Origin of the sequence: Streptomyces sp. NBC_01255, assembly GCF_036226445.1 — a bacterium.
Lineage (GTDB): Bacteria > Actinomycetota > Actinomycetes > Streptomycetales > Streptomycetaceae > Streptomyces.
This window is the reverse complement of record NZ_CP108474.1, coordinates 134,433-157,010: the sequence shown is the minus strand read 5'-3', so window position 1 is coordinate 157,010 and position 22,578 is coordinate 134,433. Positions and strand designations below refer to the sequence as shown.

Here is a 22,578-nt window from a genome sequence, read left to right as displayed (position 1 = left end):
GAGACAGGAAAGAGGAGAAGCCATGGCCGAGGCCTACATCATCGATGCGGTGCGCACCCCCGTCGGCAGGCGGAACGGCGGGCTCGCCGCCGTCCACCCCGCCGACCTCGGCGCCCACGTCCTGAAGGCGCTGATGGAGCGCGCCGGCGCCGACCCCGCCGCCGTCGAGGACGTCGTCTTCGGCTGCCTCGACACCGTCGGCCCGCAGGCCGGCGACATCGCCCGTACCGCCTGGCTGGCCGCCGGCCTGCCCGAGGAGGTGCCCGGCGTGACCGTCGACCGGCAGTGCGGATCCTCCCAGCAGGCCCTGCACTTCGCCGCGCAGGGAGTCCTGTCCGGCACCCAGGACCTGGTGGTCGCCGGCGGCGTGCAGAACATGTCCCTCGTGCCCATCGCCTTCGCCAGCCGGCAGGCCGCCGCGCCGCTCGGACTGACCGACGGCCCGTACGCCGGCTCCGAGGGCTGGCGGGCCCGGTACGGCGACCAGCCGGTCAACCAGTTCCACGGCGCCGAGCTCATCGCCACGAAGTGGGGCATCTCCCGCCGGGACATGGAGGAGTTCGCCCTGCGGTCGCACCAGCGGGCCGCCCGCGCCATCGACGAGGGCCGCTTCGACCGGGAGATCGTGGCGTACGGCGACGTGACCACCGACGAGGGTCCGCGCCGCGACACCACACTGGAGAAGATGGCGGGCCTGAACCCGGTGGTCGAGGGCGGCCGGCTGACCGCCGCGGTCTCCTCCCAGGTCTCCGACGGAGCCTCGGCGATGCTGATCGCCTCGGAGCGGGCCGTACGGGAGCACGGCTTGACGCCGCGCGCCCGCGTCCACCACCTGTCCGTACGGGGCGAGGACCCGATCCGCATGCTGTCCGCGCCGATCCCGGCGACGGCGTACGCGCTGAAGAAGGCCGGGATGACGCTCGACGACATCGACCTGGTGGAGATCAACGAGGCCTTCGCCTCGGTCGTCCTCGCCTGGCTGAAGGAGACCGGCGCCGACCCGGACAAGGTCAACGTCAACGGCGGGGCCATCGCCCTCGGTCATCCGCTCGGCGCCACCGGCACCAAGCTGACGACCACCCTCCTGCACGAGCTGGAGCGCACCGGCGGCCGCTACGGCCTGCAGACGATGTGCGAGGGCGGCGGCCAGGCCAACGTCACCATCATCGAGCGCCTCTGAACGTGTTCATGAGGTCCGACGCTCAGCCGACGGCGCGCGGCAGCGACGCGAGCGTGGCCCGCGCCTCCGCCATGATCCGGTCGACCAGCTCGGCACACGACGGCAGATCGTCGATGAGCCCCGCGACCTGCCCGGACGCCATCACGCCGAGATCCGTCCGGCCCTCCACCATGGAGGCCTTGAGCAGCATCGGCGTGTTGGCCGCCAGCAGGATCTGGCTCCAGGTCATGTCCTTGCCGTGCTTCATCGCCAGACCGTCCCGGACCATCCGCGCCCAGCTCATGTCCGTCTCGCGGCGGAAGGCCGCGGCGTGCCGGACCGCCCGCAGCAGCGAGGCGGCCCGGCCCGAGCGCTCCAGCGCGTCGACCAGCTCGGTGCGCAGCATGCGGTGCGGCAGGCCGTCGACGGCGGTGGTGACGGTGACGTCCTGGACCGTGGCGGCCAGATAGCGGGCCTTCACCGCGTCCGGCACGGTCGAGTCGGAGGTGAGCAGGAACCGGGTGCCCATGGCGACCCCGGCCGCGCCGTGGGCGAGCGCCGCGACGAGGCCGCGCCCGTCGCGGAAGCCGCCGGCCGCGATGACCGGGATGTCCACGGCGTCCACGATCTGCGGGAGCAGGACCGTGGTGGCGACGCTCCCGGTGTGACCGCCCCCCTCGCCGCCCTGCACGAGCACCGCGTCGGCGCCCCAGGCGGCGACCTTCTCGGCGTGCCGCTTGGCCCCGATGGAGGGGATGACGACGACGCCCGCGTCCTTGAGCCGCGCGATGAGCTCGCGCGAGGGGGCGAGCGCGAAGGAGGCGACCCGTACGCCCTCGTCGATGATGATCTGCACGCGCTCGCCCGCGTCCCCGGCGTCCGCGCGCAGGTTCACGCCGAAGGGCGCGTCCGTCCGGGACTTGACCTCGCGCACCGCCGAGCGGAGCTGGTCGACGGTCATGGTCGCCGACGCGAGGATCCCGAGCGCGCCGGCTGCGGCGGTGGCCGAGACCAGCCGGGGGCCGGCCACCCACCCCATGCCGGTCTGCACGAGGGGGTGCCGGACCCCGACCAGTTCGGTGAGGCGGGTGGCGATCGTGACGTCGCTCATGCGGGAACCTCGCGGTCCCGCAGTCCCTTCGGGTCGATCTCCTCGCGGATCAGCCGGAGTTCCTCCGCCGTGGGCTCGCGGGTGTACGGCACCTCGTCGGGGACGGTGAGCGCGAACCCGGTGGCCGCCGTGACCTGTTCGAGGGTGGCACCGGGGTGCAGCGACCGCAGCCGCATGGTGCGGTCCGGGGTCTCGAAGTCGAAGACCCCCAGGTCGCTGACGACTTCGGGGATGCGGTGGTAGCGGGCGGCCGAGGGGCCGGCCGCGGCCGCGCGGTCGTAGCCGACCCCGGAGACCATGTCGACCCGCTCGACGAAGACCCGGGCCGAGTGCTTGGGGACCCAGTAACTCGTCGGGTTGTTGAGGGTGTTGACGGGTGCCCCTCGGACGCCGAGGAGCTGGCGCTTGGGCCGCTCCCAGTCGCCGATGCAGCTGATGTTCTGGTTGCCGTACCGGTCGATCTGGCTCGCGCCCATCATCACGTGCCGCCGCCCGGTGGTGACGAGGGCCAGGTGCTGGCGGTACGGCAGCCAGCCCTCCACGACCCGGGGCGGGGCGCCGACCGCCGGCACGTCGGCGATGAGCAGCGCCTCGCCGTCGGTCAGGAGCAGGTCGGGGGAGAAGGTGAGCCGCGCGAGCCGGGCCCCGATCATCGGGACGGTGCCCATAGGACTGGCGAGGATCTCTCCCGCGCCCCGCCACGCCTCGGCGCACGCCACCACGCAGTACTCGGCCCGCGTCGCCGTCGTCGTATCCGTCGTCGTGCGGCCGCCGCTCATGCTTCCTCCTCGTGGAACGCCGCCACCGCGGCCTGGTACGCGTCCTCGTCGCCGGAGAGGAATCGCTTGGTGAAGGCCCGCCAGGCCTCCGGATCGCGCGCGGCCGTGACGTAGGCGCGCTGGAACGTCTCGTCGCGGTCGTAGTCGGGGGTGCAGGAGGTGAAGTGCGCGCCGTTCGGGGTCTCCACGACGCCGTTGACGAACGCGCGCTTGACGAGCAGCGACTGCGGCCCGGAGTCCTTGAGCAGCTCGGAGGTCTCCACGATCCGCTCGCACGAGAGGTACGCGGTGTCCGCGGCCTCGCAGAAGAGGTCGTCGAAGTACGGGTCGGGGCCCAGGTACTGGCCGTTGCCGTGCGCGTCGGCGCGGTTGAGGTGGACCAGTGCGGCGTCCAGGCGCAGCGCGGGGACGGCGACGAACTCCTCGCGGTCGTCGTACGGGGACGTGACCGTCCGCAGCGACGGGTTGACGCTCATCAGGTCCGAGCCGAGCCCGGCCCGTACGGGCATGAAGGGCAGCCGCTGTGCGGCGGCGGTCAGCCCCCACATGACCATGGCCTCGTCCAGCTCCACCATCTCCAGGGAGCCGCTCTGCCGGGCCGCGCCGAAGTGCGGCTCCAGGGGGATGGAGTCGAGGGTGGCGAAGGCCGCGATCAGCTTGCGGACCTTCCCGGCGGCGGCGAGCAGCCCGACGTCCGGGCCGCCGTACGAGACGACGGTCAGGTCGGTGAGGTCCGACCGCAGCAGCGCCCGGACCAGTGCCATCGGCTTGCGCCGCGAGCCCCAGCCGCCGATGCCGATCGTCATCCCGCTCTCCAGGCGGCCGACGACCTCCTCGGCGGTCATCGTCTTGTCCCTGCTCACGACTGCTCCTCCTTGACCGTCTCGTTCACGGTGTTTCCCTTCTCGGTGCCGAAGGTGTCGCGGACCCGGTCGGCGACACCGCTCAGGTTGGCCTCGAAGGTGAAGCCCTGTTCGAAGCGGTAGCTGCGGTGGACGTCCACCGGATCGATGCCGTTGATCGCGGCCTTGGCGAGCCGGATCAGCTGCCCGTCCTTGGCGGCGATCTCCCGGGCCACCTCGAGGGCCGCTTCGCGGAGTCCTTCGCGCGGGACGACCCGCCACACCGAGCCGTGCCCGAGCAGCTCCTGGGCGGTGATGGTGCGCGAGGTGTAGTACAGGGCCCGCATCAGGTGCTGGGGGACCAGCCGGGAGAGATGGGTGGCCGCGCCCAGCGCGCCCCGGTCCAGCTCGGGCAGGCCGAAGGTCGCGTCGTCGGAGGCGACGACGACGTCGGCGTTGCCAACGAGGCCGATCCCGCCGCCCAGGCAGAAGCCGTGCACGGCGGCGACCACCGGCACCTCGCAGTCGTAGACCGCGGCGAAGGCCTCGTAACAGCCGCGGTTGGCGCCGAGGAGGGCGTCGTGCCCGGTCGTGCGCTGGATTTCCTTGATGTCGACGCCGGCGTTGAAACCGCGGCCCCCGGCGGCCAGCACCACGCAGCGCACCTCGGGGTCGGCGCCGGCGGCGCGTACCGCGGCGGCCAGGTCGTACCAGCCCTGTACGGGCAGGGCGTTGACCGGGGGGAAGTCCACGGTGACGACGGCGATGCCCTCTTCCGGGGCGGAGGTGGAGACACCCATGAGCAGATCAGCTACCTTTCCACCTAACGTTTGTTAGGTGGAAGATAGCAGCGGTTCGCGCGCTGCGGGAGGTGCCCATTGGCAGCGATCATCGATCTGTCGGGATCCGTCGCCGTCGTCACCGGCGGAACACGGGGCGTGGGCGCGGGAATCACCCGTGCCCTGCTGGAAGCCGGCGCGGAGGTCGTGACCTGCGCGCGACGGCCACCCGACGAGCCCGTCGAGGCGGCGGGCCGCACGGCCCGCTTCCTCCCCGTCGACCTGCGCGACCCGGAGGCCGTCGGCGGGTTCTTCGAGCGGGTCCGCGAGGACCACGGACGGCTCGACACCCTGGTCAACAACGCCGGCGGAACCCCGTTCCGGATGCTCGACGACGGGGGAGCCGAGCGACAGGCCCGGGTCGTCGAACTGAACCTCGTCGCCCCGCTGACCGCCTCCCTCGCCGCGTACGAGGTGATGCGCCACCAGACCGGGGGAGGGGCGATCATCATGATCGGCAGCGTCAGCGGCACCCGCCCGTCACCGGGCAGCGCGGCCTACGGAGCCGCGAAGGCGGGCCTGGACAACCTCGCCCGCTCCATGGCCGTGGAGTGGGCGCCCCGGGTGCGGGTCAACACGGTCGTCCTCGGCATGGTGCGCACCGAACTGTCCCATCTGCACTACGGGGACGAGGAAGGCGTCGCCGCCGTCGGCCGCACCGTGCCCCTCGGCAGGCTCGCCGAACCCGCCGACATCGGCGACGCCTGCGTCTTCCTCGCATCCGACCGCGCCGCGTACATCAGCGGCGCCAGCCTGCACGTCCACGGCGGCGGGGAACGCCCCGGCTTCCTGGACGCCGCCACCGTCAACCACTGACGGCCCCACCCAGCTCGAGTGAAAGGACCACACCATGACAGGACTGTGCAGCGGACGCGTCGTCGTCGTCACCGGGGCGGGCCGCGGCCTCGGCCGCGCGCACGCCCTCGCCTTCGCCGCCGAGGGCGCCAAGGTCGTCGTCAACGACCTCGGAGTCGCCCCGGACGGCAGCGGCGGGGGAGCGGGACCGGCCCAGCAGGTCGTCGACGAGATCACGGCGGCGGGCGGAGAGGCCGTCGCCCACGGCGGTGACATCGCCACCGCCGACGGCGCGGCCTCGCTGATCACCACCGCCCTGGAGGCCTTCGGCCGCCTCGACACCCTCGTCAACAACGCCGGGTTCCTGCGCGACCGCATGCTCGTCAACCTCGACGAGGACGAGTGGGACGCCGTCATGCGCGTCCATCTCAAGGGGCACTTCCTGCCGCTCAAGTACGCCACCGCGCACTGGCGCGCCGAGGCCAAGGCCGGCCGGACGCCCGAGGCGCGGGTGATCAACACCAGCTCCGGAGCCGGTCTCCTCGGCAGCGTCGGCCAGGGCAACTACGCCGCAGCCAAGGCCGGGATCATCGGCCTCACCCTCGTCGCCGCCGCCGAGACGGGCCGCTACGGCGTCCAGGTCAACGCGATCGCCCCCGCCGCCCGCACCCGGATGACCGAGCGGACCTTCGCCGAGACGATGGCCGCCCCCGAGGACGACGCCTTCGACGCGATGGCCCCGGAGAACGTCTCCCCCCTCGTCGTCTGGCTGGGCTCCGCCGCCTCGGCCGGCGTGACCGGACGGGTCTTCGAGGCCGAGGCCGGCCGGATCACCGTCATGGAGGGCTGGCGGCCGGGCCCGACTGCCGACAAGGGCGCCCGCTGGACCCCGGCCGAGGCGGGCGACACGGCGCTGAAGCTCCTCGCGGACGCGGAGCCCCCGCAGCCCGTGTACGGGGCGCACTGACCGACTCACGCAGCTGCGGGGCGGGCTCGTGACGGGAACGCCACGAGCCCGCCCCGCAGTGCGTTCCGCCCCCTCCGGGGGCCTTTCCCGCTCACCGGGAACTGGCGCTCCCTGCGGTCATCGGTACCGGCCTAGCCTCGCCGGACAGCCCCAACCGCCCGCAGGAGGGACCCGCCATGCTCACGGACCGCCAGAGACACGAGGCGGCCGAGCTGCTGCGCTCCGCCGAACACGGCGTCACGCCGATCGCCCCGCTGACCTCGGCCTTCCCCGGCATCGACACCGAGGACGCGTACGAGATCCAGCTCGTCAACATCCGGCACCGCGTCGCGGCGGGAGCCGAGGTGCGCGGCCACAAGGTCGGCCTGTCGTCGCCCGTCATGCAACGGATGATGGGCGTCGACGAACCCGACTACGGCCACCTGCTCCACGACATGGAGCTGCGGCCCGACGTCCCGGTCCCCGTCTCCCGCTACTGCCACCCGCGCGTCGAGGTCGAGGTCGGGTTCGTCCTCGGCGACGACCTCCCGGGCGAGACCTGCACCGCCGCCGACGTGCTCGCCGCGACCGAACGCGTCGTGCCCGCAATCGAGCTGATCGACAGCAGGATCCGCGACTGGCGGATCACCATCGCCGACACCATCGCGGACAACGCCTCCTCCGCCGGATACGTCATCGGCGACGGCCGCGACCCCCGCGAGCTCGACCTGACGACCATCGACGCACGGCTGACCGGCGACGGCGAACTGCTCGCCGAGGGGCGCAGCGACGCCGTCCTCGGCGACCCGACGCTCTCCGTCGCCTGGCTGGCCCGCACCGTGGCCCGCTTCGGGGTGTCCCTGAAGAAGGGACACGTGGTCCTGCCCGGCTCCTGCACCCGGGCCGTCGACGTGGCGCCCGGAGCGACCTTCACCGCCGAGTTCACCGGGCTGGGCTCGGTCTCCCTGCCCTTCATCTGAGGTGATGACCATCAACACCAGGACCAAGGCGACAGCCGCCATCGTCGGATCCGGCAACATCGGCACCGACCTGCTCTACAAGCTGCTCCGCTCCGCACACGTCGAACCCCGCTGGATGATCGGCGTCGACCCCGACAGCGAGGGCCTCTCCCGCGCCCGCCGGCTGGGCCTGGAGGCCAGCCACGAGGGCGTCGATTGGCTGCTCGCCCAGGACGAGAAACCCGACATCGTCTTCGAGGCCACCAGCGCCTACGTCCACCGGGCCAACGCCCCGCGCTACGCCGAACTCGGCATCAAGGCGGTCGACCTCACCCCGGCGGCCGTCGGCCCTGCCGTCGTCCCGCCCGCCAATCTCCGCGAGCACCTCGACAAGCCCAACGTCAACATGATCACCTGCGGCGGACAGGCCACCATCCCCATGGTGTACGCCGTCTCCCGCGTCGTCCCCGTGCCGTACGCGGAGATCGTCGCCTCGGTCGCCTCCGTCTCCGCCGGGCCCGGAACCCGCGCGAACATCGACGAGTTCACCCGGACCACCTCGCGCGGCATCGAGACCATCGGCGGCGCCGCGCGCGGCAAGGCGATCATCATCCTCAACCCCGCCGAGCCGCCCGTCATCATGCGGGACACCGTCTTCTGCGCGATCCCCGCGGACGCCGACCAGGCGGCCATCGCCGCCTCCGTCAAGGAGGTCGCCGAACAGGTCGCCGCCTACGTCCCCGGCTACCGCCTGCGCACCGAGCCGCAGTTCGACGATCCGAGCCCCGAGAACGGCGGGATGGCGCGCGTCGCGATCTTCCTGGAGGTCGAGGGCGCGGGCGACTACCTGCCGCCCTACGCCGGAAACCTCGACATCATGACCGCCGCCGCCACCAGGGTCGGTGAGGAGTTCGCCAAGGCGCTCCTCGCGCCTCGCGCGTAAGGAGCCCCCACCCCATGCCCTACTCGGACACCGCCTACTCCGACACCCCCTACTCGGACACTCTCGACATCCGGATCACCGACTCCTCGCTGCGCGACGGCTCGCACGCCAAACGGCACCAGTTCACCGGCGAGGACGTACGGTCCGTCGTCGCGGCCCTCGACGACGCCGGCGTCCCGGTGATCGAGGTGACCCACGGCGACGGACTCGGCGGCTCCTCGTTCAACTACGGCTTCTCCAAGACGCCCGAACAGGAACTCATCAAGATCGCGGTGGACACCGCCCGGCAGGCGCGGATCGCCTTCCTCATGCTCCCCGGACTCGGCGTCAAGGACGACATCCTGGCCGCGCACGACAACGGCGCGAGCATCTGCCGCATCGCCACCCACTGCACCGAGGCCGACATCGCCGTCCAGCACTTCGGACTCGCCCGCGAGCGGGGCCTGGAGACCGTCGGCTTCCTGATGATGGCCCATTCGACGACGCCCGAGAACCTGGCGCGGCAGGCCCGGATCATGGCCGACGCCGGCTGCCAGTGCGTGTACGTCGTCGACTCCGCCGGCGCCATGGTCATGGACGACGTCACCGCCCGGGTCGAGGCCCTGGTCGCCGAACTCGGCGACGACGCCCAGGTCGGCTTCCACGGACACGAGAACCTGGCCCTCGGCACCGGGAACTCCATCGCCGCCGTCAAGGCGGGCGCGCTCCAGATCGACGGCTCCACCCGCCGGCTCGGCGCGGGCGCCGGAAACACCGCGGTCGAGGCCCTCGTCGCCGTCTGCGCCAAGATGGGCATCCGCACCGGCATCGACGTCCTGAAGATCATCGACGCGGCGGAGGACGTGGTCCGCCCGGTCATGGACGAGGAGTGCCGGCTCGACCGGCTCGCCCTGCTCATGGGCCACGCCGGCGTCTACTCCAGCTTCCTCAAGCACGCCTACCGGCAGGCCGAGCGCTACGGCGTCTCCGGTGCCGAGATCCTCCTGCGCGCGGGCGAACGCCGCCTCGTCGGCGGCCAGGAGGACCAGCTCATCGACATCGCCGTGGAACTCGCCGCGCGGAACTGAAACCTCCACACACGAAGGGACAACGAGATGACTGCTCTCAACGACGAGGTCCGGGTCATCGAGGCGGGCAGGCCGCCGGCGCGCTTCGCCCGCGGCTGGCACTGCCTCGGCCTCGCCGACGACTTCACGGACGGAAACCCGCACGAGATCGAGGCCTTCGGCACCAAGCTAGTGGTCTTCCAGGGCGCGGACGACGGGCAGCTACACGTCCTCAACGCCTACTGCCCCCACATGGGCGGCAACCTCGCCCACGGCACCGTCAAGGGCGACGCCGTCGCCTGCCCCTTCCACGACTGGCGCTGGGCGGGCGACGGCCGCTGCGCCGGCATCCCGTACGCCCGCCGGGTCCCGCCGCGCGCCAGGACCCGCTCCTGGCTCACCCTGGAGCGGAACAAGCAGCTCTTCGTCTGGCACGACCCCGAGGGCAACCCCCCGCCGCCCGAGGTCACCGTCCCCGAGATCGCCGGCGTCCACGGCCCCGAAGCGGACCAGTGGAGCGACTGGAACTGGAAGACCCTGCGGGTCGAGGGCTCCAACTGCCGCGAGATCGTCGACAACGTCGTCGACATGGCGCACTTCTACTACGTCCACTACGCCTTTCCGGAGTACTTCAAGAACGTCTTCGAGGGGCACGTCGCCACCCAGTACATGGAGAGCAGCCCCCGCGGCGACATGGAACTCGGCACCCTCAGCGCCGGCCGCCTGCGCTCCGACGCCTCCTACTACGGCCCCTCCTACATGATCGACCACCTCTACAGCGACGTCGGCGGCGGCATGGAGATGGAGGTCGTCCTGATCAACTGCCACTACCCCATCGACGAGAACAGCTTCCTGCTCCAGTACGGGGCGATCGTCAAGCGGCTCCCCGGGATGACCGAGGAACAGGCCGACGAGGCCGCGCGGCTCACCGCCGAGGGAACGACCGTCGGATTCGAGCAGGACGTGGAGATCTGGAGGAACAAGACCCGGATCGACAACCCCCTGCTCACCGAGGAAGACGGCCCGGTCTACCAACTGCGGCGCTGGTACGAGCAGTTCTACGTCGACGTCGCCGACGTCAAGGACGAGATGACCCGCCGCTTCGAGTTCGAGATCGACACCCAGCGCGCCAACAAGGCCTGGCACGCGGAGGTCGAGGAGAACCTCGCCCGCCGCGCGGCGGCGCCGGAGACCGGAGCCTGACATGCGACCGGTGGAGTGTGCGACCTGCGGCAACCAGGTCCTGTGCGAGAAGTTCAGCCCGGCCCACACCTCCGTGCAGTGGACCGCCGACGCGGCCGTCGTCTGCGCCGAGTTCCGCGACCGGGTGAGCGAGGGCGTGAGCGAGGGCGTGACGAGCGCCCGGATACGGACCTGCCGGGCCCTGCGGTCGAGCATCGACCGCGCGGTGGAGGACGGCATCCTGGAGGTCGTCGATGCCTGAGCCGACGGCCGAGCAAGGGCCCGGGGCGCGCACCCACCGGCTGCGCGTCGTCCAGGTGATCGCCGAGACGGCCGACGCGCACTCCCTGGTGCTCCAGGCGCCGCCGGAAAGCGTGGACCGCTTCGCGTACCGCCCCGGGCAGTTCCTCACGCTCAAGCTGCCGGGGGCGGACGGGAAGCCCGCCGCCCGCTGCTACTCCCTCGCCAGCTCGCCCCACACCGGCGAACCCCTGAAGGTCACCGTCAAACGGGTGGCCGGCGGGCACGGCTCCAACTGGGTGTGCGACCACCTGGCGGCGGGCGACGAGCTGGAGGTGCTGCCCCCGGCCGGCACCTTCACCCCCGACTCCCTCGACGACGACCTGCTCCTCGCCGCCGGGGGGAGCGGCATCACGCCGGTGCTCTCGATCGCCAAGTCGGCCCTCGCCGCGGGACAGGGCCGGGTCGTCCTCCTGTACGCCAACCGCGACGAGTCCTCGGTCATCTTCCGCGACGAGCTGCGGGAGCTGGCCGCCGACCACCCGGACCGGTTCCTCGTGCTCCACTGGCTGGAATCGCTCCAGGGCCTGCCCCGCGCGGAACGGCTGGCCGCCGCACTCGCGCCGTACGCCGGCCGAGAAGCCTTCGTCTGCGGCCCTGAACCGCTCATGGACGCCGTCGAGCAGGCGCTGCGCGCGGTCGGCGCGCCGGGCCACCGCATCCACCGGGAGCGGTTCTTCTCCCTGGGCGGCCACGTCTTCGACATCCCCGCCCAGGCGGTCGGCGACAGTACGGCGGACAGCGCCGGCACGGCGGAGGTGGAGCTCGACGGCGAGACCCGCACCCTCGCCTGGCCAAGGGCCACCCCGCTGCTCGACGCGCTCCTGGCCGCCGGGATGGACGCCCCGTACTCGTGCCGGGAGGGCGCCTGCAGCGCCTGCACCTGCCGGGTCGTGACCGGCGACGTGAAGATGCTCCGCAACGACGTCCTGGACGACGAGGACATCGCCGAGGGATACGTCCTGGCCTGTCAGGCCCTGCCGCTCACCGACAGGGTCGCGATCACCTACTCCTGACATTCCTGACATCGGACAAGGAACCCCGTATGCCTCGTACCTGTCTGGTCACCGGATCGGCCTCCGGCATCGGCAAGGCCACGGCCGCCCTCCTGCGGGCCCAGGGCCATGCCGTCATCGGCGCCGACCTCAAGGACGCGATCACCGACGACTGGGCAGGGGCGGGCATCCCGCTCAACGCCGTGGCCCCCGGCGTGGTCGTCACACCGCTGACCCGGCCCCTGCTGGACGACCCGGAGATGCGCGGACTCGTCGAACGGAGCGTGCCGATGCCGCTCCACGGCCACGCCCGCCCGGAACAGATCGCCCCGTTGATCGCGTGGCTCGTCTCGCCCGAGAACACCCACGTCACCGGGCAGGTCGTCTTCGCCGACGGAGGCGCCGACGCGGTCCTGCGCGGCGACCGCACCTGGTGACGCCTGGACCGCCCCCCAGGCGGAGGCGGTCCCACTCCGTCCCCGGCGGACACCTTCGCGTGTCCGCCGGGGACGGAGCCGTCACATCCACTCGCTGAAACGCAGCCAGGTCATCATGTTGTCCATCGACGGCTGGGGGAACTCCGGATCGGGCTTCGCCCCGGCCGGCTGCAGCTGCTTCTCCGTGTGCCGCCCCGGACCGAACATCGCCTGCCAGACGGATCGGGCGCAGCCGCGCACGGCGGGCGCGATCCGTTCGAGGTCGCGGTGGACGCCGTTGCCGGACACCGAGATCGCGGCGATCGCCCGGCCCGCGCCACGCAGCGGCGCGGCCACGCAGAAGACCCCCCGGAACCCCTCCTCGTGGTCGAACGCCACCCCTCGCTCCCGCGCCATCGCCAGCTCGCCCCGGAACGACTCGGGGCGGGTGATGGTCCGGGGCGTCCGCGGCCGCAGTCCGTGCGCGATCACCTGCTCCGTCACGGAGGGGTCGCTGAAGGCCAGGATCGCCTTGCCCGACGCCGTGCAGTACGCCGGCTGGCGCCCGCCCGTCCGCGAGGGCACGCCGGAGTCGTCCGACCCGCCGATCCGCTCCAGATAGACCACCTCGGCGCCGTCGAGCACGGTGAGATGGACCAGGTGGCCCGTGGACTCGTGCAGGGCGTGCAGATGGGGCAGCGCCGCCCGGCGCAGCCTGTTGTGGTGCGAGGCCATCGCCCCGAGCTCCAGCATGCCCATGCCGAGCCGGTAGTCCCGGCCCTCGCGCTCCAGCCAGCGCAGTTGCACCAGCTGATCGAGGATGCGGTGCGCGGAGGACCGGCGGATGCCGGAACGCTGCACGACCTCGGTCAGAGTCAGCCGGGGCCCCGCGCTCTGGAAGGCGCTCAGCACCTTCGCCGCCTTCTCCAGCAGGGACAGCGGCGGACATCCGGCCTCGACAGTTGGCGTCGCCATCGGCACCTCCCACACGGACGGCGGAAGCCTTGGCCGCGTCCGCAATCTCCGGTATTGCGTGGAGATTGCCAGAGTGTCCCGGCGGCTGGGAAGAGGGTGTTCCGTCTCGGAACAGTAACGCGTAGTTTTCCTCACGTCATTCGGCCCCGGCACGACGAGCTCAGCAGGCGACCTCGGAGGACGGGCCCAGGATCCGGGAGGGACGTGCATGCGCGAAGAGGACGTTCTCGCCGCGGTCCGCGCCCTCGCGCCCGCCCTGCGCGAGCGCGCGGCCGCCACCGAGGCGCTGCGCCGCGTGCCCGACTCCACCGTCGAGGAGCTCGAACAGGCCGGCTTCTTCCGGCTCCTCCGGCCCAGGGCGTACGGCGGACTCGCCGCCGCCCCGGACGTCTTCTACGCCGCGCTGCGGGAGATCGCCAAGGCGTGCGGCTCGACGGGCTGGGCCGCGGCCGTCCTCGGCGTCCACCCCTGGCACCTGGCCCTCTTCGACCCACAGGCCCAGGAGGACGTCTGGGGCCCGGACCGAGCCACCGGCGTCTGCTCCTCCCACGCCCCCACCGGGAACGTCACCACGGTCGACGGCGGCTTCCGGCTGTCCGGCCGGTGGCACCTCTCGGCAGGCTGCGACCACGCCCGGTGGGCCCTCCTCGGCGGTGTCGTCACCGACGCCGAGGGGCGGCCCGTCGACATGCGGACGTTCCTGGTGCCGTGCGCCGACTACCGCGTCGACGACGTCTGGGACCCGGTCGGCCTGCGCGGCAGCGGCAGCAACGACATCGTGGTCGAGGACGCCTTCGTCCCCGGCCACCGGACCCTCGGCTTCGGCCCGGTGACCGCATTGCGCTGCCCGGGACACTCGGCGAACCCCGAGCCGCTGTACCGGCTGCCGTACGCCGCCGTCTTCACCACCGCGATCTCGACCGCCATGGTCGGCATCGCCGAAGGGGCGTACGAGGAGTACGTCGCCGCCGCCCGCGGGCGTGTGAGCGCCTCCTCCGGACAGCGGGTCGCCGAGGACCCCTTCGCGCAGGTACGTGTCGCCCGCGCGGCCGGCGACATCGACGCGAGCCGGCTGCAGTTGACCCGTAACACCGCCGAGCTGTACGCCGTCGCCCGCGACGGACGGGAACCGTCGACGTCCCTGCGCGCACGCGCCCGCCGCGACCAGGCGCTCGCCAGCGAACGCGCGATCGCGGCCGTGGACCTGCTGATGCAGAACACCGCGGGCAGCCCCATGCGCGGCGGCGCCGACGTCCTCCAGCGCGCCTGGCGGGACCTCCACACCGGCCGTGGGCAGGCGGCCAACGACGTGGAGCGGGCCCTGCTCCTCTTCGGCCAGGACGCCCTGGGCATCGCGGTCCACGACCCGATGCTCTGAACGCCACCGCCGTATACGACACCCCTCCACCGCGCCGCATCCGCCGCTCCTTCCCGCTCAGTGGGAGCACCGCATTTCGCTGCGCGACACCGCGTCGTACGGTCCTGGCACTTCCCCCACCACGACCCGAAAGGGGATGCCCCATGGCCGACGACGTCCTGGCAGCGATCCGCGATCTCGCCCCCGGCCTGCGCGAGCGCGCGGCCGAGGCCGAGGCCCTGCGCCGCGTACCCGACGCGTCCATCAAGGAGATCGAGGACACCGGCTTCTTCCAGCTGCTCCAGCCCACGGCCTTCGGCGGCCGGGCGGCGGACCCGCTGGTCTTCTACACGGCGGTCAAGGAGATCGCCAAGGCGTGCGGCTCGACCGGCTGGGTCGCCTCCGTGGTCGGCGTCCACCCGTGGCACGTCGCCCTGTTCGACCCGCGCGCCCAGCAGGAGGTGTGGGGCGAGGACCCCAAGACCCGTATCGCCTCCTCGTACGCCCCCACCGGCAAGGCGACCGCGGTCGACGGCGGCTTCCGGCTGTCCGGCCGCTGGCACTTCTCCTCCGGCTGCGACCACGTCCAGTGGGCCCTGCTCGGCTGCCTCGTCCCCGACGCCGCGGGCAACCCGGTGGACATGCGCACCTTCCTGATCCCCCGCTCCGACTACCGCGTGGACGACGTGTGGGACACCGTCGGCCTGCGCGGCAGCGGCAGCAACGACGTCGTCGTCGAGGACGTCTTCGTCCCCGACCACCGCGCCCTGAGCTTCGGACCGGTCACCGCCCTGAAGGTGCCCGGCCACGCACTCAACCAGGAACCGCTGTACCGGCTGCCGTACGCCGGGGTGTTCACCACCACCATCACCACCCCGATCGTCGGCATCGCCGAGGGCGCCTACGACTCCTACACCGAGGCCACCCGGCAGCGGTTCCGCGTCTCCTACGGCCAGAAGGTCGCCGAGGACCCCTTCGCGCAGGTCCGCATCGCCCGCGCCGCCAGTGACATCGACGCGAGCTGGCTCCAGATCACCCGCAACATCAGCGAGATGTACGCGTACGCGCAGCGCGACGAGGAGCTCCCGATGGAGCTCCGCACCCGCACCCGCCGGGACCAGGTGCTCGCCACCGAACGCTGCGTCGCGGGGGTCGACCTCCTCATGGAGAACGCCGGCGGCAACGCCATGCGCACCGGGCCCAGCCCCGTCCAGCGCGCCTGGCGCGACGCCCACACCGGCCGCGGCCACGCCGCCAACGACCCCGAGCGGGCCCTCGTCATGTACGGGCAGTGCGCGCTCGGCATCGACATCCACGACACCATGGCCTGAGAGGTGCCCCCGATGGCAGAGGCAGAGCTCACCCACGCGTCGACGTCCCGCACCGCCAAGGCGGCGGGACTCACCCTCCACTACCACGAGGCCGGACCCGCGGGCCGGGACCGGGCACCCGTCGTGATCATGCTGCACGGCGGCGGCCCCGGCGCCTCCGGCTGGAGCAACTTCGGCCGCAACCTCCCCGTCTTCGCCGAGCACTTCCGTACGCTCCTCGTCGACCAGCCCTGCTACGGCCGCTCGGACAAGCCGGAGCTCGACAAGGACTACTTCAGCTACAGCGCGGACGCCGTTGCCGCGCTGATGGACGAACTGGGCATAGAGCAGGCGCACTTCGTCGGCAACTCGCTCGGCGGCGGCACGGCCGCCCGTATGGCCCTGAACCACCCGGAGAAGGTCGCCAAGCTCCTCCTCATGGGCCCCGGCGGAGTCTCCGTCAACCTCTTCGCCCCGGACCCGACCGAGGGCATCAAGCGGCTCTTCGAGTTCAGCGCCGCCCCGGAGCCGACCAAGGAGCAACTCCGCGCGTTCCTCGGCGTCATGGCGTACGACCGGTCGATCGTCACCGACGAACTCGTCGAGGAGCGCTGGGCCTCGGCGAACGATCCCGACACCCGGCTCGGCAACGCCCGCATGGGGGCCTCGTTCGCCGACCCCGCCTGGGCCGAGGACGCCATGCTCTGGCGCGAGGCCCACCGGATCACCCAGCCGGTGCTCCTCACCTGGGGACGCGAGGACCGCGTCAACCCCCTCGACGGCGCGCTCGTCGCCCTCAAGACCATCCCCGACGCCCGCCTGCACGTCTTCCCGCACTGCGGCCACTGGGCCCAGGTCGAGCAGGCCGACGAGTTCAACCGCCTCGCGCTCGACTTCTTCTCCCACTGACATCACGAACTGACACCACGAACGGAAAAGGTGCATCACCATGGACATCCGTGCCCTCGGATACCTGCGGCTGGAGACCACCGACCTCGACGCGTGGCGCCGCTACGCACTCGACGTGCTCGGCATGGTGCAGGCGACCGGCACCACCGACGACACCCTCCTCCTGCGCGTCGACGACCGCGCCTACCGCATCGCCATCCAGGCGGGCGGCAGCGACCGGCTGCTCGCGGCCGGCTGGGAGGTGGCCAACGCCGCAGCGCTCGCCACCGCCGCCGCCGAACTGGAGGAGGCGGGCGTCGTGGTCAAGGCCGCCGACGCGTCCGAACTCGCCGAGCGCCGCGTCCAGGGCCTGATCCACGTCACGGACCCCTGCGGCAACCCGCTGGAGATCTACTGGGGCCAGGCCCAGGACCACTCCGCGCTCGGCACCCCGTACGGCAACCGCTTCGTCACCGGCGACCTCGGCCTCGGCCACGTCGTGCTCCCGGTCCCGGACATCGAGGCCGCACTCGACTTCTACGAGAACCTCCTCGGCTTCCAGCTCCGCGACTCCATGAAGCTCCCGCCGCAGGCCGTCCCGACCGCCGCGGAGCAGCGGGACTTCCACTGGATGCACTTCCTGAGCCCCAACAGCCGCCACCACAGCCTGGGCCTCTACCCCGGCGCCCTGCCCCCTGGCATCGTGCACTTCATGGTCGAGCTGGAGACCCTCGACGACGTCGGCCGCGGCCTGGACCGCACCCAGGCCGCGGGCATCCCCATCGCCTCCAGCCTCGGCCGCCACACCAACGACCGGATGGTGTCGTTCTACGCCCAGGCGCCCGGCGGCTTCCAGGTCGAGTACGGCTGGGACGGCCTGATCGTCGACCCCGCCACCTGGGTCGCCAAGGAGATCACCGCCGACAGCTTCTGGGGCCACCAGTGGAACGGCTGATCGACCCCGCCGACTTCCGCGACGTCCTCGGCCGCTTCGCCAGCGGCATCACGGTCGTGGCCGCGCTCGACGGCGGCGAACCCGTCGGATTCGCCTGCCAGTCCTTCGCCTCGCTCTCCCTCGACCCCCCGCTGGTCATGCTCGCCGTCGGCAAGTCCTCAAGCAGCTGGCCGAGGATCGAGCGGGCGGGCCGGTTCTGCGTCAACATCCTCGCCGAGGAGCAACGGGACACCTGCGCCGCGCTCGGCCGCAGCGGAGCCGACAAGTTCGCGGACGTGCCCTGGAGCGTCGGCGAGCACGGGACCGTACGGATCGACGGAGCCCTCGCCTTCGTCGAGTGCGCACTGCACTCCGTCCACGAGGCCGGTGACCACTCCCTGGTCACCGCCCAGGTGGTCGCGCTCGACGCCCGCGAGGACGGCCGGCCGCTGCTGTTCTTCCGCAGCCGCTACGCCGTCGGGGCGTTCTGATGCCCATCGACGTCGACAAGGCGACATCCGCCCCGCCCGTACGCACCGAGGTGGTGTGGGACGAGCGCGACGTGCGGCTCTACCACCTGGCGCTCGGCGCAGGCGTCCCCGAGACCGACCCGCGCGAGCTGCGCTACGTCTTCGAGGGACACGAGCGGGGGCTCCAGGTCCTGCCCACGTTCGGCGTGGTCGCGGGCGGCACGGGAGGCGTCGGATTCCAGGTCTTCGACCTGCCAGGCGTCGACATCGACCTGGCCGCCGTCCTGCACGGCGGCCAGGAGATCACCGCGCACCGTCCGCTGCCCGCCGCCGCCCGGGGGACCGCCGTCACCCGGGTGACGGACGTGTACGACAAGGGCAGGGCCGCCGTCATCGTCCAGGAGTCCACGCTCCTCGGCGAGGACGGCGCGCCCCTCCTCACCCAGCGCAACCAGATCTTCGTCCACGGGGAGGGAGGCTTCGGCGGCGACCGCGGTCCTTCCGACCGCCTCCCCGCGCCGGACCGGGCACCCGACCTGCTCCTGGAGATCCCGACGCTCCGTCAGCAGGCCCTGCTCTACCGGCTCACCGGGGACTGGAACCCGCTGCACGCCGACCCCGCCACCGCCCGCCGCGCGGGCTACGACCGTCCCGTCCTGCACGGCCTCTGCACCTTCGGGATGGCGGTCAAGGCCGTCACCGACCGCCTCCTCGACGCCGAAGCGAGCGCGGTCGCCGGCTGCCGCACCCGCTTCGCCGGCGTGTTCCACCCGGGGGAGACCCTGCGGCTGCGCGTCTGGGACACGGCCGACGGCTACCGGCTGACGGCCGGCGCAGCGGAACGCGACGACGCGCCGGTCCTCACCGACGCCCTGATCACCCCCCGCTGACCAGGGAGAACCCGATGACGAGGGAGAACCCGATGAACGACACCTGGGACCACACGTACGACGTGGTCGTGGTCGGCTCCGGCTCCGCCGGGATGGCCGCGGCCCTCACCGCCCGGCTCCGCGGACTGACCGTCCTGGTGGTGGAGAAGACCGACGTCTACGGCGGCTCGACCGCCCTGTCCGGCGGTGCCATCTGGGTGCCGAACAACTTCCACCTGGACGCCGCCGGGCTCGGCGACACCCCCGAGAAGGCCCGCGCCTACCTCGACGCCACCGTCGGCGACCGCGTACCCGCCGCGCGCAAAGATGCCTATCTCGCGCACGGACCCCGGATGGTGCGGGAGTTCCACGACCGCACCACCGTCAGGTTCGTCTACACCCCCGGCTACTCCGACTACTACCCCGAGCGGCTCGGCGGCTACCCGCAGGGCCGCTCCATCGAACCCCAGATCTTCGACCTCAAGACGCTGGATCCGGAACAGCGCGCCACCATGCGCAGGGCCGGACTCCCCACCTACGGCCTCACCATCACCTCCAAGGACTTCCGCCGGCTCAACATGGTCGGCCGGACCTGGGCCGGCCGGCGGACCGCCGCCCGGGTCGGCGGCCGGGCGGTCAAGGCCCTGCTCTCCGGACAGCAACTGCTCTCCCTCGGCGAGGCACTGATCGCCCGCATGCGGCACTCGCTGGCCACCCTCGGCGGCGACCTGTGGCTGTCCGCGCCGCTGACCGGCCTGCTGGAGGAGGACGGCCGGATCACCGGGATCCGCGTCCTCCGAGACGGCCGCGACCTCACGATCCGGGCGACCGGCGGCGTCGTCCTCGCCTCCGGAGGCTTCTCGCACGACCAGCGCCTGCGGGAGAAACACCTGCCGGCGCCCACCTCCAGCGAGTGGAGCGCCGCCGCCGACGGACAGACCGGCGACGCCCTGGAGCTGGCCACGGCGCTCGGCGCCGGGACCGACCTCATGGACAAGGTGTGGGGCGCGCCGTCGGTCGTGGTGCCCGAGGGCAAGCCGTTCTTCCTCGTCGCCGACCGCGGCGTCCCCGGCATGGTGATCGTCGACGGAGCGGGGGACCGCTACGCCAACGAAGCCGCGCCGTACCACGAGTTCGTGGACGCCATGTACGCCAACGACAAGCCCGGGGCGACCACCGTCCCGTCCTGGCTGATCCTCGACGCCGCGGCCAAGTCCCGCTACCTCTTCATGGGCCTGCTCCCCGGCCAGCCCTTCCCCAAGCCGTGGCTGGAGAGCGGATTCGTCAAGAAGGCCGCCACCCTGGAGGAACTGGCCGTACGGATCGACGTCGCCCCGGAGCGACTGCGCTCCACGGTCGACCGCTTCAACGGCTTCGCACGCGCCGGACGCGACGAGGACTTCCACCGCGGCGACAGCGTCTACGACCGCTACTACGGCGACCCGACGCTCCCCAACCCCAACCTGGCGCCACTGGAGAAGGGGCCCTTCCACGCGATCCCCGTCCATCCGGGCGACATCGGCACCAAGGGCGGCCTCGTCACCGACGCGACGGCCCGCGTACTGCGCGAGGACGGCACCCCGATCGACGGCCTGTACGCCTCCGGCAACGTCTCGGCGGCGGTCATGGGCGAGACCTACCCCGGGCCGGGCGCGACCATCGGCCCCGCCATGACCTTCAGCTGGCTCGCCGTCAACGACATCGCCCGCACCCGCGCCGACCAGGGGAGCCGCTGATGCCCGCCGACCTCACCGGGAAGGTCGCCCTGGTCACCGGCTCGGCCCGCGGCATGGGCGAGGCCGAAGCCCGTCTCCTCGTCGCCCTCGGGGCGCGGGTCGTCCTCACCGACGTCCTCGAAGCGGAGGGCGAGGCGACGGCCGCGTCCCTCGGCCCCGCCGCCCGATTCGTACGGCACGACGTGACCGACGAGCACTCCTGGGCCGCCGCGGTGGCCACCGCCGTCGACACCTTCGGCCGGCTCGACGTCCTCGTCAACAACGCCGCGATCTACTCCACCTCGCCCATCGTCGACGAGGACCCGGCCCGCGTGGAGGCGCTCCTCCGGGTCAACCTGATCGGCCCGTTCCTCGGCATCCGCGCCGCGGCCGGGGCGATGCGGGCGAACGGCGGCGGGTCCATCGTGAACATCTCCTCGCAGGCCGGCCTCCAGGGCATCTGGGGGCACGGCGCCTACGGAGCCGCGAAATGGGGACTGCGCGGCCTCACCAAGACCGCCGCCCTCGAACTCGGCCCGGACGGCATCCGCGTCAACTCCGTCCACCCCGGGGCCATCGCCACCGCGATGACCGCCCACCTCGGCACCACGGTCCACCCGGCCGCGCCGCTCGGCCGCGTGGGGGAGCCCGACGAGGTCGCCCGCCTCGTCGCCTTCCTCGCCTCCGACGACGCCTCGTACCTCTCCGGCGCCGAACTCGCCGTGGACGGCGGGGCGTCGGCCGGCCGGATGCCGGCCCTGCCCCCGAAGGGAGAGGACGCATGACCCGGCCCACCCCCGAGGTCCAGGCCCTCATCGACCTGGCCACCGCCCACTTCCCGCCGCTGGGAACGGAGATGACGGACATCGCCGAGATACGGGCCTTCTTCGCCGCCCGCCCGAGGCCCCCGGTCACCCCGCTGCCCGTCGCCGGCGTCGCGGACCAGGACGCCGCCGGCGTACCCGTACGCGTCTACGACCCCGGCGTCCACGAGAACGCCCCCGTGATCCTGTACTGCCACGGGGGCGGCTTCGTCCTCTGCGACCTGGAGAGCCACGACGGCTTCTGCCGCGCCCTGGCCCTGGCCACGGGCGCGACCGTCGTCTCGGTGGACTACCGCCGCGCCCCCGAGCACCCCTTCCCCGCCGCCCCCGAGGACGCCTACACGGCGCTGCTGTGGGCGGCGGAGACGTTCCCCGACCGCCGTATCGCCGTCGCGGGGGACAGCGCGGGCGCCAACCTCGCCACCGTCCTGACCCTGCTCGCCCGTGACCGGGGCGGCCCCCGCATCGTGTGCCAGGCGCTCTACTACCCGATGCTCGACCCCACCCGCTCCCGGCCCTCGCACCGCGAGAACGGCCAGGGCCACTTCCTCACCTCCGACCATCTGCGCTGGTACTGGGACGCGTACCTGCCGGAGCGCGCGGACCGGACCGACCCCTACGCCGCCCCGCTGGCCGGCGCAGACCTGTCCGGGCTCCCGCCGACCCACCTCGTCACCGCCGGCTTCGACCCCCTGCGGGACGACGGCCAGGCGTACGAGGCGGCCCTCACCGCCGCAGGCGTCCCCGTGGAGGCCCACCACTACGCGGGGATGTTCCACGGCTTCCTCACCATGGCGGCCGACGGCCTGCCCGAGGCCGCCGAGGCCCGCGCGACCGCGTTCGGCTTCCTGCGCGCCGCGCTCGGCCCGCACTGACCACCGCACGACGGGCGCGCACCCGTACGCCTCCGCCCCCACCGGATCC

The 22,578-nt window shown here is 72.5% G+C and carries 24 protein-coding genes; 19 read left to right on the top strand and 5 right to left on the bottom strand.

Features of this window, described 5'->3' with window-relative positions; genetic code table 11:
• Positions 1 to 22: 22 nt before the first annotated feature.
• The gene (locus OG357_RS00615; protein ID WP_329619189.1) at positions 23 to 1,180 is read left to right on the top strand and encodes an acetyl-CoA C-acetyltransferase; all 1,158 of its coding nucleotides are present in this window, start codon (positions 23 to 25) and stop codon (positions 1,178 to 1,180) included.
• A gap of 22 nt (positions 1,181 to 1,202) precedes the next feature.
• Here the strand turns inward: OG357_RS00615 and OG357_RS00610 are convergent, their stop codons facing one another.
• Genes OG357_RS00610 through OG357_RS00595 form a run of 4 tightly spaced genes read right to left on the bottom strand, consistent with a single transcriptional unit; the run spans position 1,203 to position 4,691 of the window.
• Positions 1,203 to 2,270: an NAD(P)H-dependent flavin oxidoreductase gene (locus OG357_RS00610; protein WP_329619188.1), complete on the bottom strand. Its 1,068-nt coding sequence runs from the start codon at positions 2,268 to 2,270 to the stop codon at positions 1,203 to 1,205.
• On the bottom strand, positions 2,267 to 3,049 hold the full coding sequence (locus OG357_RS00605; RefSeq protein ID WP_329619187.1) for a CoA-transferase subunit beta: 783 nt from the start codon (positions 3,047 to 3,049) through the stop codon (positions 2,267 to 2,269). Before OG357_RS00605 ends, OG357_RS00610 begins: the two co-directional genes overlap by 4 nt.
• Positions 3,046 to 3,894: a CoA transferase subunit A gene (locus OG357_RS00600; protein WP_329625448.1), complete on the bottom strand. Its 849-nt coding sequence runs from the start codon at positions 3,892 to 3,894 to the stop codon at positions 3,046 to 3,048. The genes OG357_RS00605 and OG357_RS00600 overlap by 4 nt, the downstream gene beginning before the upstream one ends.
• Positions 3,895 to 3,908: 14 nt before the next feature.
• On the bottom strand, positions 3,909 to 4,691 hold the full coding sequence (locus OG357_RS00595; RefSeq protein WP_329619186.1) for an enoyl-CoA hydratase family protein: 783 nt from the start codon (positions 4,689 to 4,691) through the stop codon (positions 3,909 to 3,911).
• A gap of 78 nt (positions 4,692 to 4,769) precedes the next feature.
• Here OG357_RS00595 and OG357_RS00590 point away from each other — a divergent pair, with 78 nt between their 5' ends.
• The 9 genes from OG357_RS00590 (at position 4,770) to OG357_RS00550 (ending at position 12,333) form a co-directional block, all read left to right on the top strand.
• Positions 4,770 to 5,546 carry an SDR family oxidoreductase gene (locus OG357_RS00590; protein WP_329619185.1) on the top strand — a complete coding sequence of 259 codons (777 nt, stop codon included), beginning with the start codon at positions 4,770 to 4,772 and terminating at the stop codon, positions 5,544 to 5,546.
• Positions 5,547 to 5,580: 34 nt separating this feature from the next.
• Entirely contained in the window at positions 5,581 to 6,492 is a 912-nt protein-coding gene (locus tag OG357_RS00585) for an SDR family oxidoreductase (RefSeq protein WP_329619184.1), read from the top strand.
• Between the two features lie 176 nt (positions 6,493 to 6,668).
• Positions 6,669 to 7,451, top strand: a complete 783-nt coding sequence (locus OG357_RS00580; protein WP_329619183.1) for a 2-keto-4-pentenoate hydratase — start codon at positions 6,669 to 6,671, stop codon at positions 7,449 to 7,451.
• 4 nt (positions 7,452 to 7,455) lie between these two features.
• Positions 7,456 to 8,373 (top strand): acetaldehyde dehydrogenase (acetylating), encoded by a 918-nt coding sequence (locus tag OG357_RS00575; RefSeq protein WP_329619182.1) that lies wholly within the window; start codon positions 7,456 to 7,458, stop codon positions 8,371 to 8,373.
• 14 nt (positions 8,374 to 8,387) lie between these two features.
• The gene (gene dmpG, locus OG357_RS00570) at positions 8,388 to 9,440 is read left to right on the top strand and encodes a 4-hydroxy-2-oxovalerate aldolase (protein ID WP_329619181.1); all 1,053 of its coding nucleotides are present in this window, start codon (positions 8,388 to 8,390) and stop codon (positions 9,438 to 9,440) included.
• 27 nt (positions 9,441 to 9,467) lie between these two features.
• Positions 9,468 to 10,622 carry a Rieske 2Fe-2S domain-containing protein gene (locus tag OG357_RS00565; RefSeq protein ID WP_329619180.1) on the top strand — a complete coding sequence of 385 codons (1,155 nt, stop codon included), beginning with the start codon at positions 9,468 to 9,470 and terminating at the stop codon, positions 10,620 to 10,622.
• Position 10,623: 1 nt separating this feature from the next.
• A complete protein-coding gene (locus OG357_RS00560; protein WP_329619179.1) occupies positions 10,624 to 10,863 on the top strand; it encodes a hypothetical protein in 240 nt (79 codons plus the stop codon).
• Entirely contained in the window at positions 10,856 to 11,917 is a 1,062-nt protein-coding gene (locus tag OG357_RS00555; RefSeq protein WP_329619178.1) for a ferredoxin--NADP reductase, read from the top strand. Before OG357_RS00560 ends, OG357_RS00555 begins: the two co-directional genes overlap by 8 nt.
• 29 nt (positions 11,918 to 11,946) lie before the next feature.
• Positions 11,947 to 12,333, top strand: a complete 387-nt coding sequence (locus OG357_RS00550) for an SDR family oxidoreductase (RefSeq protein ID WP_329619177.1) — start codon at positions 11,947 to 11,949, stop codon at positions 12,331 to 12,333.
• Positions 12,334 to 12,414: 81 nt separating this feature from the next.
• On the opposite strand, the gene OG357_RS00545 is transcribed toward OG357_RS00550, so the two are convergent.
• Complete coding sequence (locus OG357_RS00545; RefSeq protein ID WP_329619176.1) at positions 12,415 to 13,287, bottom strand: IclR family transcriptional regulator; 873 nt, start codon at positions 13,285 to 13,287, stop codon at positions 12,415 to 12,417.
• A gap of 208 nt (positions 13,288 to 13,495) precedes the next feature.
• Here OG357_RS00545 and hsaA (OG357_RS00540) point away from each other — a divergent pair, with 208 nt between their 5' ends.
• The 9 genes from hsaA (OG357_RS00540) to OG357_RS00500 all read left to right on the top strand — a co-directional run bounded on the left by hsaA (OG357_RS00540) (position 13,496) and on the right by OG357_RS00500 (position 22,529).
• Positions 13,496 to 14,665 carry a 3-hydroxy-9,10-secoandrosta-1,3,5(10)-triene-9,17-dione monooxygenase oxygenase subunit gene (gene hsaA / locus OG357_RS00540; RefSeq protein ID WP_329619175.1) on the top strand — a complete coding sequence of 390 codons (1,170 nt, stop codon included), beginning with the start codon at positions 13,496 to 13,498 and terminating at the stop codon, positions 14,663 to 14,665.
• A 143-nt stretch (positions 14,666 to 14,808) separates the two neighbouring features.
• Entirely contained in the window at positions 14,809 to 15,975 is a 1,167-nt protein-coding gene (gene hsaA, locus OG357_RS00535; RefSeq protein ID WP_329619174.1) for a 3-hydroxy-9,10-secoandrosta-1,3,5(10)-triene-9,17-dione monooxygenase oxygenase subunit, read from the top strand.
• Between the two features lie 12 nt (positions 15,976 to 15,987).
• On the top strand, positions 15,988 to 16,863 hold the full coding sequence (gene hsaD / locus OG357_RS00530; RefSeq protein ID WP_329619173.1) for a 4,5:9,10-diseco-3-hydroxy-5,9,17-trioxoandrosta-1(10),2-diene-4-oate hydrolase: 876 nt from the start codon (positions 15,988 to 15,990) through the stop codon (positions 16,861 to 16,863).
• Between the two features lie 40 nt (positions 16,864 to 16,903).
• Positions 16,904 to 17,797 (top strand): VOC family protein, encoded by an 894-nt coding sequence (locus tag OG357_RS00525; RefSeq protein WP_329619172.1) that lies wholly within the window; start codon positions 16,904 to 16,906, stop codon positions 17,795 to 17,797.
• Positions 17,785 to 18,267 carry a flavin reductase family protein gene (locus tag OG357_RS00520; protein ID WP_329619171.1) on the top strand — a complete coding sequence of 161 codons (483 nt, stop codon included), beginning with the start codon at positions 17,785 to 17,787 and terminating at the stop codon, positions 18,265 to 18,267. Before OG357_RS00525 ends, OG357_RS00520 begins: the two co-directional genes overlap by 13 nt.
• Entirely contained in the window at positions 18,267 to 19,136 is an 870-nt protein-coding gene (locus OG357_RS00515; RefSeq protein WP_329619170.1) for a MaoC/PaaZ C-terminal domain-containing protein, read from the top strand. The genes OG357_RS00520 and OG357_RS00515 overlap by 1 nt, the downstream gene beginning before the upstream one ends.
• A gap of 14 nt (positions 19,137 to 19,150) precedes the next feature.
• Complete coding sequence (locus OG357_RS00510; RefSeq protein WP_329619169.1) at positions 19,151 to 20,851, top strand: FAD-dependent oxidoreductase; 1,701 nt, start codon at positions 19,151 to 19,153, stop codon at positions 20,849 to 20,851.
• A complete protein-coding gene (locus tag OG357_RS00505) occupies positions 20,851 to 21,615 on the top strand; it encodes a glucose 1-dehydrogenase (protein ID WP_329619168.1) in 765 nt (254 codons plus the stop codon). The genes OG357_RS00510 and OG357_RS00505 overlap by 1 nt, the downstream gene beginning before the upstream one ends.
• On the top strand, positions 21,612 to 22,529 hold the full coding sequence (locus OG357_RS00500) for an alpha/beta hydrolase (RefSeq protein ID WP_329619167.1): 918 nt from the start codon (positions 21,612 to 21,614) through the stop codon (positions 22,527 to 22,529). The genes OG357_RS00505 and OG357_RS00500 overlap by 4 nt, the downstream gene beginning before the upstream one ends.
• The last annotated feature ends 49 nt before the right edge of the window (positions 22,530 to 22,578 follow it).